This window comes from Proteus penneri (assembly GCF_003144535.1).
Classification (GTDB): Bacteria; Pseudomonadota; Gammaproteobacteria; order Enterobacterales; family Enterobacteriaceae; genus Proteus; species Proteus penneri.
In genome coordinates this window covers 81513-95380 of the sequence record NZ_PHFJ01000013.1, presented here as the reverse complement: position 1 = coordinate 95380, position 13868 = coordinate 81513, and the positions used below count along the sequence as shown (strand labels likewise).

The window sequence follows — 13868 nt, the reverse complement described above, 5'->3', positions numbered from 1 at the left end:
AACACCCCATTGTATTATCCATCCTCTTGAGTTTTTCTTTTTAAAAACGCCCTATTCTGAACTCAAAAAGAGATTTAATGTCTATTTTTCGAGATCCAATATCCATGTGTAAGTAATATCGTTATTGAGTTAAAAAATTTTCTGTCTAGTTTTTCCTGATTTTGTTAGAGTGTTGCTGTTTTAAACAATGAAAAATAGACCCTATGAAGTAGAAAATGGGTAAGTAGATTACAACACCTATTGATTTTATATTTACCCCCAAATGACTCAGTTTTAGGAAGCCTTTTATATGGAAATCGTAAGAGAGCTATTCTTGGCGCTATGGCACCAAGATTACGAAACCTTAGCTAATCCTTCATTAATATGGATTATCTACATTTTATTATTCACCATACTATTCCTAGAAAACGGAGTATTGCCTGCAGCTTTCTTGCCTGGAGATAGTTTGCTAATTTTAGTGGGCGTGTTAATTGCTAAAGGTACAATGGATTTTCCATTGACCTTACTCATTTTGACGGCAGGAGCGAGCCTAGGGTGTTGGTTGGGCTATCTTCAAGGTCGATGGCTTGGAAATACTAAATTAGTACGCAGTTGGCTATCACATCTACCAGAACATTACCACCAGCGTGCACATGGACTTTTTCATCGTCATGGCTTAGCCGCATTACTTATTGGTCGCTTTTTAGCGTTCGTTAGGACATTGTTGTCAACAATTGCAGGCCTTGCTGGATTGAACAATACTCGCTTTCAAATTTTCAACTGGTTAAGTGGACTTTTATGGGTCGGCATACTGACCACATTGGGTTATATGTTAGGTAATAGCCCACTATTTCGTCAGTATGAACATCATTTAATGAATATCCTTATGCTATTACCTGTTTGCCTATTAGTAATAGGATTAATTGGTAGCATCTGGGTTGTCATCAAAAAGAAAAAAGTGAAAGCATAAGATCTATCAAATAATATAAAGATTTTCCTACTGACATAAAAAACAGTAAGAAAAATGACAAAGGCCTACTTCATTTATTTGAACAGGCCTTTACTTCATTTTGCTATATACTCGCCTTAACATCGTCTCATCCCTTTAACTGTGGATATCCATTAAGATTTATCTCTTTTTTTTACCAATAAGTCGTTATTTAATTTCATTAAGCGGTAAAATTGGTCTATTGTTATAAGTATCACATCGATATCTATTAAAGGAGTTACTTATGTCTCATCAACATTCGAATGAAGATCTGCGCAGTGAATTGAAATCTCTTGCTGATACTCTAGAAGAAGTACTGAACTCCTCTGCAGATAAATCCAAAGAAGAGCTCCAAAGTCTACGAGCCAAAGCAGAATCGGCAATAAAAGGTTCTCGTGCAAAACTCAGTGATGCAGGTAGAGAAATTGTCGATAACACCAAAGAAATCGCCGGAAAAGCAGATAACTATGTTCGTGAAAATCCATGGACAGGTATCGGTATTGGTGCGGCTGTTGGTGTTGTTCTTGGTGTTTTACTAGCAAAACGCTAATTTATAATGAGTGATACTCAAAGACCACAGGGCCCCGCATCCGGGGTTCTGAATTCTCTCAGTAAGATTGGCGCTATCATGATAGGCATGGTTGAAACTCGCCTACGATTAATCGCCATAGAACTGGAAGAAGAAAAAACCACTCTGATCCAGCTTATTTTAATGGCTGGTGTTACTTTGTTGCTCACCGCCTTTGGCTTAATGAGCCTACTTATTCTGATTTTTTGGATTATTCCACCTGAATATCGAGTCTATGCTTTAGCCATCACAACGGCGACTTTACTTCTCTGTGCGCTCATTGGCGGCATCATGACATTAAGAAAAGCGCGAAATTCTACCTTGTTAGGCGATACTCGCCAGCAATTAGAATTAGATAAACGCCTTTTGGAGCAATATCATGATGAACAGACAAAATAAACAGGCGATCCTCGCAAGACGTAAAAAGCTGTTGTTGAATAAAATTCAGCAACAGCGCTCTGACTTAGGACAAAGCACACAAACTTGGCTTGATGTAACAGAGCCTTATGATAAAGCATGGCGAATTTTAGTTTCCTTAAAACCGGCGCTTTTAGTGGGAGCTTGTTTTATTTCTCTTTACAGCATTAAGCATCCTAAAAAAATCATACGATTAGGGCAACGCGCGATCGGTGCAATTGGCTTAATTCGTACGATCCAAAAGTCCTTCAAAAAAACCTCTGATTAATCTTCAATTTTTTTGTCCAAGAATGTTAATTCTTCTTAATATCCTCTCCGCTCAATTCACATTATTGTATATCTCACACCGTAGCCGTGGTTATTAATTCTAAAAATAGAAAATTAACCAACGAAAATACAAATATAAACAGATATACATTGCAGATAATAGAATTTGATTAGGAATAAACATCATGAAAAAATTTGAAGACATTGCGTTATTAATTGCCCGTATTTTAATGCCGATTTTATTTATCAGCGCAGGCTACGGAAAAATTGGTGGTTACGAAGGTACACAACAATATATGCAAGCAATGGGCGTTCCCGGTTTCTTATTACCACTGACTATTCTATTAGAGTTAGGTGGTGGATTAGCCATCTTATTTGGTTTCTTAACTCGCACCACAGCAATTTTTACCGCGGTCTTTACTCTCTTAACCGCATTATTGTTCCACAGTAATTTTGCTGAAGGCATGAACCAATTAATGTTTATGAAAAATATGACCATTGCCGGCGGATATTTATTACTCGTTATCACAGGCCCAGGTAAATGGAGCTTAGATCGTATTCTCAATAAAAACTGGTAATAATAAGTTTAGAAATAAAAAAGATCCCTTAGGGGATCTTAAACTCAATAAGGAACCCTATGTTTTAGGCATAGGGTTCTTTTTTAACGATATTAGTATAATTTTTCATTAACTTCTTTTCTGTTATCCCCACAATTACTCTGTGAGCGATTATCTCTAAACATAAAAATTATCTAATAACAAAACTATTTTTTATCATTCGCAAAGAGTTTAGGTATTTCACGTAGACACCACGATTTAGCTTCGCCCATGCTGTCTCTGCGCCATGCCATAATAATATTATTTTCATGATGATATTCAGGGCCAACAACACGTAAGCGCCCTTCTTTGATGTCATCTTCAATTAAATCAATCGGCATTGTCGCGACACCTAAACCTGCAATTAATGCTCGGCGTTTATCTTCAATCGAACTGACCGTTAAACGGCGCTGTTTATCTAACAACAATACTGTCAATACAGGGCGTTCTCTTGCTGTATCTGCAATCGCAATGCCTCGATATTTCAAGCGAGTTTCTTCGGCTAATGGCTCAGGTTCGTTATGGATGGGATGATCTGGGCTGGCAACGTAAACGCTAGTGGTATTGTATAAAGGGCGGAAATTAATTTCTGATGAAGTACGAAAATGCATATCGGGCGAAATCACAATATCACATTTACCACTTTCTAAACTTTCCCATGCCCCCGCTAATACTTCAGTAACTAAGGAAAGTTGCGTATTTGATTTTTCAGCCAGTTTATCAACCAAAGGAAAGAGTCTAGATGCTGGAGTAAGCGCTTCACAAACAATAGTGATATGAGGCTCCCAACCCCTTGCTAAGGCTTCAGCGTCTGAGGTTAATTTGTCAGCAGCCTCAAGTAATATACGCCCTCTATCAAGTAGCATTCTACCGACATTAGTAAATTTTGTTCTATGGCCAGAACGGTCGAAAAGAACAACATCTAAATCTTCTTCTAATTTTTGCATGGTATAACTGAGCGCCGATGGAACTCGATTTAGTTCATCAGCAGCCGCTGCAAAACTCCCTCTACGATCAATGGCATCCATCACTCGTAAAGATTCCAACGTAATGGCTTTGTCTTTACTCATTATACTTATCTCTATCAAATAATTTGATTATAGGCACCAGATTAACTTGCTAACAATAGACAGTCCATACCTCTATGATAAATATATTGATAACCTACTCGAAAAATACCGCTATGATAAAATACAGAACAGCACAACAGTGTGGTAAAGCGGATTATGGTTGGCTACAAGCTCGCTACACATTTTCCTTTGGCCACTACTTTGACCCTCATTTTTTAGACTATGGCACGCTAAGAGTTCTCAACCAAGAGATGCTTGCACCAAATTCTGAGTTTAAAGCAAAGACTTACCCTCATGTTGATGTGGTTAATCTTATTCTTCAAGGGGAAGCAACATACCTTGATAATATGGGACGTACTGTGACGGCAAAAGAAAATGAGTGCTTACTTATTTCACCGCATAATACTGATACATATATAGAGAAAAACAGTAGTCCTGATACGCCATTAACCCGTATTCAGTTGTGGTTAAATGCTTGTCCACAACAAGAAAGTTTAACCTCACAAAAATTGGTATTAGATGAAAAATTAAAATATCAATTATTAGCTTCACCAACCGGTGATGATGGCTCGTTAATGTTAAGGCAAACCATTTGGCTTTATCATATTCATTTGCAAACAGGCGATGAAATCACACTGCCAATAAAAGGACAGAAAGGCTTTTTACAATCCATAAAAGGTGGTACCTATTTGCAAACGTCAACACAAGAAAATGGGCAAATCCAGTGTGGCGATGGCGCTTTTATTCAAGATAGCCACAGCATCACGTTAAAAAGCTCGGCTGAATTTCGTGGCTTGTTTATTGATATTATTTCGTGATAGTTGATTTAGATTGGCTTAAAAACAGAAAACCCTCGAAACACAATGTGAATCGAGGGTTTTTTATGAGGTGAGTTAACCGTTAAGCCGGGTTCTGTCGTGGACAACCATTCATCTAGGCCAGAACTTGCGCGCTGGCTCCAGCAACCTACCCGGGTTCAATGCGGGCCGCACCATAAGAACCCCTATTTGGTCTTGCTCCGGGTGGAGTTTACCATGCCACAAACTGTTACCAGTTGCGCGGTGCGCTCTTACCGCACCCTTTCACCCTTACCTGATCCTGTAAACAGGCCATCGGCGGTTTACTCTCTGCTGCACTTGTCGTAGGCTCGCGCCTCCCAGACGTTATCTGGCACCCTGCCCTGTGGAGCCCGGACTTTCCTCCCCTCTATCCGTCTCCCCCGAAGGGACAACGATAAAGCAGCGGTTGTCTAGTCAACTCAGGGTGCGGATTATAGGGATTTTGGGAGAAAATGTATAGCGAAAGAAGCTAAAAAATCACTTTACTCGTCTTGAGCTTCACCATTTTGCTCAATGACATGTTTATAGAGTGCATTTTTCTTCACACCATAAATCTCAGCAGTGACTGCCGCCGCTTTTTTCAGTGGTAGCTCTTTTTGTAAAATCGCGAGTGTTCGTAACACTTCTGGTGAAAAATTATCATCAACCGGTTTTTCATACCCTTCAACAATTAATACCATTTCACCTTTACGGCGGTTTTCATCTTCAAGCACCCATTTCAGTAATTCCCCTACAGGCATACCTTGAATAGTTTCCCACGTTTTTGTGAGTTCTCTCGCTAATACTACATAGCGATCTTCACCCCAAACTGTCACCATATCAGCTAAACTATCTAGCAATCGATGTGTTGATTCATAAAAAATCAATGTGCGAGGTTCTTCTAACAATTCACGTAGGCAATCTTGGCGGCTTTTTGTTTTGGCTGGTAAAAAACCTTCATAACAAAAACGATCAGAAGGAAGCCCTGCGGCAGAAAGTGCCGTAATAGCAGCACAAGCGCCAGGCAGTGGCACTACATCTATGCCATTTTTACGGCATTGATTGACTAAATGATAGCCAGGATCGTTAATTAATGGTGTACCTGCATCAGAGACTAATGCGATACTTAGCCCCTGTTGTAATTTGCTAATTAATTGATCTGCTTTTTGCTGTTCATTATGATCATGTAACGCATACAAACGTGCGTTAATGGCAAAGTGCTGTAATAGAAGCCCTGTATGACGGGTATCTTCTGCAGCAATTAAATCGACATGAGACAGCACATCAAGTGCCCGCTGGGTGATATCGCCCAGATTACCAATAGGTGTGGGTACTATGTACAGTGTGGATGTCGTTACCGCTGCTCGATTAGGTTGATTCATTGTTTATTCCGAATGACCGATTTAAAATTGAGCATAATTATAAAACATCACTGGGTACAGTATGCTTTCCTCAATTTTTGTGCGTTTTAAAACAGGTTTATCCTATACTGCGATACTCTCTGCGCTGATTATGTCAGGTTGTACCCTGACGGGGCAACAAGAACAACCTCTCACTCCAGCTGCAAAAGCAGAAATGGAGATGAAACAATATCAAAAAGTAATTGATGATGCTCAAGGGCTAGCATCTTTAGATGTTATTAGAGCCTATATTGGGTTAGAAACATTAATTACTGATCCTCAACTGCGTCAAAAAAATATTGATGATACATGGCTCACACTAACCAAACTCACACCAGAGCAACGCCGTAGTGTGGTTATCAAAGCAGATGAAAATACGCTGCAAGGTTGGTTAGATTTACTCAATACCTATGAATACAACAAAGATGATGCTGATAAATTATCAACAGCAGTCAGAGAATGGCAGACTCGCTATCCTCGTAATCCAGCTGCATTAACACTTCCAGCTTCATTATTACGTCTTTCACAACCTTCTGTAAGTACGAATAGCCAAATCGCATTATTATTACCTTTAACAGGGCAAGCGAAAGTCTTTGGTGAAGCCATTCGTCAAGGCTTCCTTGATGCGCAAAGTGGCTTACCACAACCACAAGCGATGCCTGAATCTCAAACACCTAAAAACGATGATAGCCTAGCTTCAATTTTAGAAGAATTAGGCATTAGCAATACTGAAACTTCTGCAACAAATTCAGATACAACGAAAGAATCCACTGACAATAGTGAAACCAATCAAGTAAAAGAAGAAAAAGGAACGGATACTTTTTCAAGTAATATGAGCGTTCAGCTTGACCCTATTGCTCAAAACTCTCGCCAAGTGATTGTTTATGATACCAATAGTCAGCCTATTGATGTGTTACTGAAAAAAGCACAACAAGATGGTGCCAACTTAATTGTCGGTCCACTACTAAAACCTGAAGTCATGAAAACCATTGAGCTTCAAAGTGGCTTACCCGTATTAGCATTAAATGAGTTAGATACGATCCCTTCTGCAACTACTGTCTGTTTCTTCTCTCTTTCGCCAGAAGATGAAACTCGTAATGCGGCACAGCATTTGCGTCAGCAACAAAAAGCAAATCCATTAATTATTGTTCCAGATAATAAATTTGGTCAAAGAATGGCACAAACTTTTGCTGATGAATGGCAACGTACAGGTGGCGGTACTGTTTTACAACAAACCTTTAGTTCTGTTGAAAGCTTAAAAGCATCGATTAATCGCGGTGTCGGTATTCGCATGACAGGCACACCGGTTTTACCAACTGCTAATGCACCTTTACCATTAGAGACTCAATCTATTCCATCTGCGGGTGGTGCGATTGATTCGGTTTACATCATTGCGACTAGCGATGAATTAACCTTAATTAAGCCAATGATTGATATGGCGATCAGTACCCAAAAGCGTCCACCCATTTATGTTAGCTCACGCAGTAACCAAGGTGGAACTGGTCCTGATTTCCGTATGGAGATGGATGGCATTCAATTTAGTGATATTCCATTGATGACTGGCGCTAATTTGCCGTTAATGCAAAAAGCATCCAGTAAATTTGCGAACGATTACTCATTAATGCGTCTTTACGCGATGGGAATTGATGCATGGTCATTAGCAAACAATTACAATGATCTAACAAAAGGCACATTACATTTTAATGGTATTTCAGGTTCATTACATGTTGAAAACAACTGTACTGTTTATAGACAACTTCCTTGGATGCAATTTAAACAAGGTAAGATTGAACCTGTTACACAGTAATAAAAGTATTTAATTATCATTAAAATAAACCGCCATAAAGGCGGTTTATTTTATGAGTAAGAGAAAGAAGGAAATCATGGATGATTTTTTCTAAAAGTCCTTATTTTTTAGGACTATACTATGAGCAAAAAGCGCTAAAATATTTACGCCAACAAGGATTAATATTAATTGCGCGTAATGTCCGATATCCCTGTGGCGAAATTGATCTTATTATGCAAGAAAACAAGACATGGGTATTTGTTGAGGTTCGCTTTAGATATAACACCTCATTTGGTGATGCAATAAGCTCTATTACTACCTCAAAACGGCGTCGTTTATGGCGGACAGCAACGTGTTGGTTAGCACAACGCCAAGAAAGTATCGAGACTTCAGACTGTCGATTTGATGTTTGTGCATTTAATCAACGCCAGTTAATATGGTTAAAAAACATTCTCGATTATACGGAATTTATTCGTTAAATTAGATTATATAGGTCTTAACGTGCTTGATAGAATCAAAGTCTGCTTTACAGAGAGTATCCAAACTCAAATTGCAGCAGCAGAAGCATTACCAGATGCCATTTCCAGAGCCGCCATGATGATGGTTCAATCGTTATTAAACGGCCATAAAATATTAAGCTGTGGAAACGGTAGCTCAGCAGCAACAGCACAGCGATTTGCCGCAAGCATGATCCATCGTTTTGAAACAGAGCGCCCTAGCTTGCCCGCATTATCGTTAAACACAGATAGCGTTGTGATGACTGCAATTATGGGGAATCAGCAACACGATGAAATCTACGCTAAACAAGTGCGCGCATTAGGACAAGCTGGAGATGTACTGCTTGCTATTTCGACACACGGTAACAGTCGAAGCATTATTAAAGCCGTTGAAGCCGCTGTTACACGAGATATGACCATTGTTGCATTAACAGGTTATGATGGCGGAGAGCTTGCCGGATTATTAGGCCCTCAAGACGTTGAAATTCGTATTCCATCTCAACGTACCGTCAGAATACAGGAAGTTCAGATGCTAACAGTCAATTGTCTCTGCGATTTAATTGATAATACATTATTCCCACATCAGGATGACTAAGGAGTTACTATGAAATTGCTTCCTATCACTGCAGTGCTGTGTTCTGCACTTTTACTGCAAGGTTGTATCGGCGCAGCTGTTGTCGGCACTGCCGCAGTTGCGGGTAAAACTGCAACCGATCCTCGCTCATTAGGGCAACAAGTTGACGATGGTACCTTGGAAGCACGTGTTTCTGGTGCTCTAAACAAAAACGAACAGATCAAGAAAAGCAATTCACGTATTGTGGCTACCGCTTATCAAGGCAATATTCTGTTAACAGGTCAAAGCCCTGATATGTCTGTTGCCAATACGGCTAAACAAGTCGCAAGTAAGGTTGAAGGGGTGAATAACGTCTATAACGAAGTTCGCCAAGGCGAGCCTGTGACATTAGGCACTGCGTCTTCAGACACATGGTTAACAACCAAAGTTCGCTCTCAAATTTTAGGCAGTGATTCAGTCAAATCATCGTCAGTAAAAGTGATCACTGAAAATGGTGAAGTGTTCTTATTTGGTATTTTAACTCGCCAAGAAGGAGCGGCTGTTGCGAAAATAGCCAGTGAAACCAAAGGGGTTGTTAAAGTTACCACCGCATTTACTTACCTTAACTGATCACATTACTAATCTCGTTTTTGTATTATTCTGACAGTATCGGTCTTTGTGAATAATGACCGACACTGTCAGTTTCTTTCTCGACTAAAACTCGCCTTTACTCAACAAGCTGTTAGCGTCTTAACATCCCTTTATCGATGATAAAATCGATAATAGTTTCCAAGCCTACTTTTTCTTTTAAGTTGGTGAAAACATAAGGTTTCACAGGACGCATTTTAGCAGTATCAGCTTCCATCACTTCTAATGAGGCGCCAACATAAGGTGCTAAATCGATCTTGTTGATCACCAGCAGATCAGAATGAGTAATACCAGGGCCTCCTTTACGTGGAATTTTTTCCCCTTCGGCCACATCAATCACGTAAATGGTTAAATCAGCAAGCTCTGGACTAAATGTCGCACTTAAGTTATCACCGCCACTTTCCACAAAAACGATATCAAGATTTTTGTGGCGCATTGCTAACTCTTCAACCGCAGCAAGGTTCATTGAGGCATCTTCACGGATAGCAGTATGAGGACAACCTCCTGTTTCGACACCAATAATACGGTCGGCATCTAATGCTTCAGCACGCGTTAAGATCTTGGCATCTTCTTGGGTATAAATATCGTTAGTTACAACCGCGATTTCATAAGTGTCGCGCATTGCTTTACAAAGAACTTCTAACAGTGCTGTTTTTCCTGATCCAACAGGGCCACCAACACCAATACGTAGTGGTTGATTATATTCTTGCATATAGATTTCTCATGAACGAAAAAGTCGAGTGTATTGTGTTTCATGACGACTACTGGCAATGATTTGCGCGGGTGTAAAGCTCCCAATATCTTCAGTGGGCCAATATGCAGACTGCTCAACAATCTCAGGGATCTGTTCTGTTAATGTAAACAGTATTTTCTGCCCCGCACTTTGCCCTAATGGGATCAATTTCACGCCTGACATCACCGTGTTTTCAAGCCACCCCCAAGCGTAAGCACAACATAACTTTTCAACGGAAATATTCCATTTCACAGCCGCTAACGCAAATGCCATCAGTTGTGTCTGTTTTACACAGGCTTGTAAGGTTTCATCTAACTCAATATCTAATTGAGGAAGTAAACGAGCGAAAGCAATACCGCGTTGGCGCTCTTCTTGCCGTAATTCTTTAGTTTCACGACTTGCGATAATAAAATCACACCAATACTTCACTTCACTCATTTTGGCTTGTGCTAAATTTTCTTGTAATCGCCGTAAGATAGGGAGCTCTAACGTCGCTAAAGTACCTGTCATTTGAGTACTTAACCAAGCCGTTAACGTTTGAGGACAACAAACCCAACCTTTTTCAATTGCCCATTCTAACCCTTGAGAATAAGTAAACGATCCCACCGGTAAAGAAGGACTGACTAATTGATATAAGCGTAGATCTGCAAGCATCAATAGGCTCCCTTATTCAAATAATTAGTGATGATGATGGTGATCGTCATGAGCGTGATGATGATGTCCACCAGACGATCCACCATAAGCACCCGGCTCAGGTTGATATTTTTCCAACCCCACAACCACATTGGCGCCCAAGCCTCTCGCCATATCATCTAAAACATGATCGTGAAAATAACGACACCAACCCGCTTCAATTTGTAATGGAACATGACGATTGCCTAAGTGGTAACAAACTCGAGCCAATAGCAGCGGATCGTCACTATACACGGTTGAAACTTGCTCTTTTGCGGCTTCAATTGTGACTAGCGTATTATCTTCTGACAGTAAAATATCGCCCTCTTTTAGCACCGTACCACGGGGTAAAAATAACCCTGCTTCTTGCCCATCACTTAATGTCACTTTTAAACGACTTTTGGTTCTTTCATCCATCGTTAAGCACAGAATAAGAGGCGGTTGTTCAGGTGTTGCTATTTCAACTGCTTTTTGTTGATCAATAAGTTGAGTAAATCTTTTCATTCTCTATATTCTCAATAAATCTGCATCAAAAGAGGAAATAGCGTTGTGCCATCGGTAATTGTGTTGCGGGTTCACACACTAATGGCACACCATCTGCTTTCACAATATAGGTTTGTGGATCTAGCTCAATATGTGGCACATAGCTATTGTGGATCATCGATGCTTTTGTCACGCTACGACAACCTTGGACACGGCCAATCAAGCTCTTCAAGCCCAGCTTTTCTGGCACACCGGCTTCAATGCCCGCTTTTGACATAAAGATCATTGACGTTTGGTATTTCGCTTTACCTAAACACGCATACATTGGGCGATAATGCACAGGCTGAGGCGTTGGAATAGCCGCATTAATATCCCCCATTGGGGCATAAGCCACCATGCCACCTTTCATGATCAATGCGGGTTTCACACCAAAGAAAGCAGGATCCCATAAAACCAGATCAGCCAACTTCCCTTTTTCAATAGACCCCACTTCATGTGCAATACCATGCGCTAAAGCAGGATTGATAGTGTATTTCGCCACATAGCGTTTAATGCGACAGTTATCACTTTCAGCAGTGTCACCTTCTAATATGCCGCGTTGTAATTTCATTTTGTGCGCACATTGCCAAGTACGAAGAATAACTTCACCTACGCGCCCCATTGCCTGTGAGTCTGACGACATAACAGAAATAGCACCCATATCATGTAAGATATCTTCCGCAGCAATAGTTTCGCGACGAATACGAGATTCAGCAAAGGCCACATCTTCAGGAATAGAAGGATCAAGGTGATGGCAAACCATTAACATGTCGAGATGTTCATCTACCGTGTTAATGGTATAAGGCATTGTTGGATTTGTTGAAGCAGGTAAAATATTCGGCTCACCGACTGATTTAATTACATCGGGTGCGTGCCCACCACCCGCCCCTTCTGTGTGGAAAACGTGGATCACACGGCCCGCTATCGCTTTTACAGTTTCTTCATAAAAACCACCTTCATTTAAGGTGTCAGAATGAATAGCAACTTGCACATCCATTTCATCGGCAACATTAAGGCAGTTATGAATTGCCATCGGCGTTGCACCCCAATCTTCATGAATTTTTAGACCAATAGCACCCGCCTCAATTTGCTCGCGAACCGCTTCTGGTTGACTGACACAACCTTTGCCGAATAACCCCACATTAATAGGCAATTCATCAACGGCTTCTAACATGCGGTGCATGTTCCAAATACCTGGCGTTACTGTCGTTGCATTCGTTCCAGCCACAGGCCCTGTACCACCACCAATAAATGTGGTGACACCAGAGACTAAACCTTCTTGTGCTTGTTGAGGGCAGATAAAGTGAATATGTGTATCAACGCCACCAGCGGTAACTATTTTACCTTCGCCCGCAACCACTTCTGTGGCCGGCCCTACAACAATATCCACATTAGGTTGTACATCCGGATTACCCGCTTTACCAATCCCCACAATACGACCATCTTTAATACCGATATCGGCTTTTACGATCCCCCAATGGTCTAAAATAATGGCGTTAGTGATAAGTACATCGACACATTCAGCATTAACGACTTGGCTCTGCCCCATACCATCGCGAATAACTTTACCACCACCAAACTTGACCTCTTCGCCATAAGTGGTGAAGTCTTTTTCAATTTCAAGAAAGAGCTCAGTATCAGCTAATCGCAGACGATCACCTGTTGTTGGCCCGAACATATCTGCATAAGCTTGACGTGAGATAGTTTTCATTTTTTCTCACTCTCCAATTTACCCATCACTTTGCCGTGAAAACCATAAATTTCACGTTTTCCTGCAAAAGCCACTAATTCAACGGTACGGCTTTGACCGGGTTCAAAACGAACCGCCATACCTGCTGGAATATTTAAACGAAAACCCAATGTACCTTCTCGCTCAAATCTCAGCGCATCATTTACTTCATAGAAATGATAATGAGAACCCACCTGCACGGGTCTATCACCGTGATTAGCAACTTGTATTGTTTTTGTCTCTCGGCCAGCATTAAGCTCAATATCGCCTAACGTTTGGTTAACTCTAATTTCACCGGGTATCATGTTGTTACCTACACAATAGGATCATGGATAGAAACAAGTTTTGTACCATCAGGGAATGTACATTCCACTTGAATGTCTTTTATCATTTCTGGTACACCTTCCATGACTTGTTCTGCTGCCAAAACTGAGCGTCCTTCACTCATTAATTGGGCAACCGTTTTACCTTCTCTCGCCCCTTCCATAATGGCGCAACTGATAAGTGCAACCGCTTCAGGATAATTAAGCTTGAGCCCTTTCGCTAAACGTCTTTCAGCAACAAGGCCCGCTGTAAAAAGCAGTAATTTATCTTTTTCTCTTGGTGTTAATTCCATTTCTGCTCC

18 protein-coding genes and 1 other RNA gene are annotated in these 13868 nt (G+C 40.7%); 10 read left to right on the top strand and 9 right to left on the bottom strand.

The window, feature by feature from the left end; translation table 11 throughout:
* The first annotated feature begins 289 nt into the window (after window positions 1-289).
* The 5 genes from CUB63_RS15210 to CUB63_RS15190 all read left to right on the top strand — a co-directional run bounded on the left by CUB63_RS15210 (window position 290) and on the right by CUB63_RS15190 (window position 2797).
* Window positions 290-949, top strand: coding sequence for a DedA family protein (locus CUB63_RS15210; protein WP_109848415.1), 660 nt, complete (start codon window positions 290-292; stop codon window positions 947-949).
* Between the two features lie 262 nt (window positions 950-1211).
* Window positions 1212-1517 (top strand): ElaB/YgaM/YqjD family protein, encoded by a 306-nt coding sequence (locus CUB63_RS15205; RefSeq protein WP_006535290.1) that lies wholly within the window; start codon window positions 1212-1214, stop codon window positions 1515-1517.
* Window positions 1518-1523: 6 nt separating this feature from the next.
* Window positions 1524-1934, top strand: coding sequence for a phage holin family protein (locus CUB63_RS15200; protein ID WP_006535291.1), 411 nt, complete (start codon window positions 1524-1526; stop codon window positions 1932-1934).
* On the top strand, window positions 1915-2220 hold the full coding sequence (locus CUB63_RS15195) for a YqjK-like family protein (RefSeq protein ID WP_232240061.1): 306 nt from the start codon (window positions 1915-1917) through the stop codon (window positions 2218-2220). Before CUB63_RS15200 ends, CUB63_RS15195 begins: the two co-directional genes overlap by 20 nt.
* A 184-nt stretch (window positions 2221-2404) precedes the next feature.
* Window positions 2405-2797, top strand: coding sequence for a DoxX family protein (locus CUB63_RS15190; protein WP_072063747.1), 393 nt, complete (start codon window positions 2405-2407; stop codon window positions 2795-2797).
* A gap of 185 nt (window positions 2798-2982) precedes the next feature.
* On the opposite strand, the gene CUB63_RS15185 is transcribed toward CUB63_RS15190, so the two are convergent.
* Entirely contained in the window at window positions 2983-3885 is a 903-nt protein-coding gene (locus CUB63_RS15185) for a LysR family transcriptional regulator (protein ID WP_006535295.1), read from the bottom strand.
* A gap of 113 nt (window positions 3886-3998) precedes the next feature.
* On the opposite strand from CUB63_RS15185, the gene CUB63_RS15180 reads away from it, so the two are divergent.
* Complete coding sequence (locus CUB63_RS15180) at window positions 3999-4703, top strand: pirin family protein (protein WP_109848414.1); 705 nt, start codon at window positions 3999-4001, stop codon at window positions 4701-4703.
* 67 nt (window positions 4704-4770) lie between these two features.
* On the opposite strand, the gene rnpB is transcribed toward CUB63_RS15180, so the two are convergent.
* Both rnpB and rsmI read right to left on the bottom strand, forming a co-directional pair.
* An RNA gene (gene rnpB / locus CUB63_RS15175) (RNase P RNA component class A) lies at window positions 4771-5146 on the bottom strand.
* A 60-nt stretch (window positions 5147-5206) separates the two neighbouring features.
* Window positions 5207-6085, bottom strand: a complete 879-nt coding sequence (gene rsmI, locus CUB63_RS15170) for a 16S rRNA (cytidine(1402)-2'-O)-methyltransferase (protein WP_006535297.1) — start codon at window positions 6083-6085, stop codon at window positions 5207-5209.
* Between the two features lie 61 nt (window positions 6086-6146).
* Here rsmI and CUB63_RS15165 point away from each other — a divergent pair, with 61 nt between their 5' ends.
* The 4 genes from CUB63_RS15165 (at window position 6147) to dolP (ending at window position 9569) form a co-directional block, all read left to right on the top strand.
* Window positions 6147-7910 carry a penicillin-binding protein activator gene (locus tag CUB63_RS15165; RefSeq protein WP_109848413.1) on the top strand — a complete coding sequence of 588 codons (1764 nt, stop codon included), beginning with the start codon at window positions 6147-6149 and terminating at the stop codon, window positions 7908-7910.
* An 80-nt stretch (window positions 7911-7990) separates the two neighbouring features.
* The gene (locus CUB63_RS15160; RefSeq protein WP_109848412.1) at window positions 7991-8368 is read left to right on the top strand and encodes a YraN family protein; all 378 of its coding nucleotides are present in this window, start codon (window positions 7991-7993) and stop codon (window positions 8366-8368) included.
* A gap of 22 nt (window positions 8369-8390) precedes the next feature.
* The gene (gene diaA / locus CUB63_RS15155) at window positions 8391-8981 is read left to right on the top strand and encodes a DnaA initiator-associating protein DiaA (RefSeq protein ID WP_004245257.1); all 591 of its coding nucleotides are present in this window, start codon (window positions 8391-8393) and stop codon (window positions 8979-8981) included.
* 9 nt (window positions 8982-8990) lie between these two features.
* Entirely contained in the window at window positions 8991-9569 is a 579-nt protein-coding gene (gene dolP, locus CUB63_RS15150) for a division/outer membrane stress-associated lipid-binding lipoprotein (RefSeq protein ID WP_036933029.1), read from the top strand.
* A gap of 112 nt (window positions 9570-9681) precedes the next feature.
* On the opposite strand, the gene ureG is transcribed toward dolP, so the two are convergent.
* From ureG to CUB63_RS15120, 6 genes are read right to left on the bottom strand one after another with little or no spacing between them, the layout of a single operon-like run.
* Window positions 9682-10299, bottom strand: a complete 618-nt coding sequence (ureG, locus tag CUB63_RS15145; RefSeq protein WP_109848411.1) for an urease accessory protein UreG — start codon at window positions 10297-10299, stop codon at window positions 9682-9684.
* Window positions 10300-10308: 9 nt separating this feature from the next.
* Window positions 10309-10974, bottom strand: a complete 666-nt coding sequence (locus tag CUB63_RS15140) for an urease accessory protein UreF (RefSeq protein ID WP_006535304.1) — start codon at window positions 10972-10974, stop codon at window positions 10309-10311.
* 24 nt (window positions 10975-10998) lie between these two features.
* The gene (gene ureE / locus CUB63_RS15135) at window positions 10999-11496 is read right to left on the bottom strand and encodes an urease accessory protein UreE (RefSeq protein ID WP_006535305.1); all 498 of its coding nucleotides are present in this window, start codon (window positions 11494-11496) and stop codon (window positions 10999-11001) included.
* A gap of 25 nt (window positions 11497-11521) precedes the next feature.
* A complete protein-coding gene (gene ureC / locus CUB63_RS15130) occupies window positions 11522-13225 on the bottom strand; it encodes an urease subunit alpha (RefSeq protein ID WP_006535306.1) in 1704 nt (567 codons plus the stop codon).
* Window positions 13222-13548 (bottom strand): urease subunit beta, encoded by a 327-nt coding sequence (locus tag CUB63_RS15125; RefSeq protein ID WP_006535307.1) that lies wholly within the window; start codon window positions 13546-13548, stop codon window positions 13222-13224. The genes ureC and CUB63_RS15125 overlap by 4 nt, the downstream gene beginning before the upstream one ends.
* A gap of 8 nt (window positions 13549-13556) precedes the next feature.
* The gene (locus CUB63_RS15120; protein ID WP_006535308.1) at window positions 13557-13859 is read right to left on the bottom strand and encodes an urease subunit gamma; all 303 of its coding nucleotides are present in this window, start codon (window positions 13857-13859) and stop codon (window positions 13557-13559) included.
* Between the last annotated feature and the right edge of the window lie 9 nt (window positions 13860-13868).

Excerpts from the sequence above, each read along its gene's own strand:
- dolP (WP_036933029.1), top strand. The coding sequence starts at position 8,991 with ATGAAATTGCTTCCTATCACTGCAGTGCTGTGTTCTGCACTTTTACTG.
- ureE (WP_006535305.1), bottom strand. The coding sequence starts at position 11,496 with ATGAAAAGATTTACTCAACTTATTGATCAACAAAAAGCAGTTGAAATA.
- CUB63_RS15120 (WP_006535308.1), bottom strand. The coding sequence starts at position 13,859 with ATGGAATTAACACCAAGAGAAAAAGATAAATTACTGCTTTTTACAGCG.
- CUB63_RS15125 (WP_006535307.1), bottom strand. The coding sequence starts at position 13,548 with ATGATACCCGGTGAAATTAGAGTTAACCAAACGTTAGGCGATATTGAG.
- CUB63_RS15210 (WP_109848415.1), top strand. The coding sequence starts at position 290 with ATGGAAATCGTAAGAGAGCTATTCTTGGCGCTATGGCACCAAGATTAC.
- CUB63_RS15160 (WP_109848412.1), top strand. The coding sequence starts at position 7,991 with ATGATTTTTTCTAAAAGTCCTTATTTTTTAGGACTATACTATGAGCAA.
- CUB63_RS15165 (WP_109848413.1), top strand. The coding sequence starts at position 6,147 with ATGCTTTCCTCAATTTTTGTGCGTTTTAAAACAGGTTTATCCTATACT.
- CUB63_RS15195 (WP_232240061.1), top strand. The coding sequence starts at position 1,915 with ATGATGAACAGACAAAATAAACAGGCGATCCTCGCAAGACGTAAAAAG.
- CUB63_RS15185 (WP_006535295.1), bottom strand. The coding sequence starts at position 3,885 with ATGAGTAAAGACAAAGCCATTACGTTGGAATCTTTACGAGTGATGGAT.
- ureG (WP_109848411.1), bottom strand. The coding sequence starts at position 10,299 with ATGCAAGAATATAATCAACCACTACGTATTGGTGTTGGTGGCCCTGTT.
- CUB63_RS15205 (WP_006535290.1), top strand. The coding sequence starts at position 1,212 with ATGTCTCATCAACATTCGAATGAAGATCTGCGCAGTGAATTGAAATCT.
- rsmI (WP_006535297.1), bottom strand. The coding sequence starts at position 6,085 with ATGAATCAACCTAATCGAGCAGCGGTAACGACATCCACACTGTACATA.
- CUB63_RS15180 (WP_109848414.1), top strand. The coding sequence starts at position 3,999 with ATGATAAAATACAGAACAGCACAACAGTGTGGTAAAGCGGATTATGGT.
- CUB63_RS15200 (WP_006535291.1), top strand. The coding sequence starts at position 1,524 with ATGAGTGATACTCAAAGACCACAGGGCCCCGCATCCGGGGTTCTGAAT.
- CUB63_RS15140 (WP_006535304.1), bottom strand. The coding sequence starts at position 10,974 with ATGCTTGCAGATCTACGCTTATATCAATTAGTCAGTCCTTCTTTACCG.
- ureC (WP_006535306.1), bottom strand. The coding sequence starts at position 13,225 with ATGAAAACTATCTCACGTCAAGCTTATGCAGATATGTTCGGGCCAACA.
- CUB63_RS15190 (WP_072063747.1), top strand. The coding sequence starts at position 2,405 with ATGAAAAAATTTGAAGACATTGCGTTATTAATTGCCCGTATTTTAATG.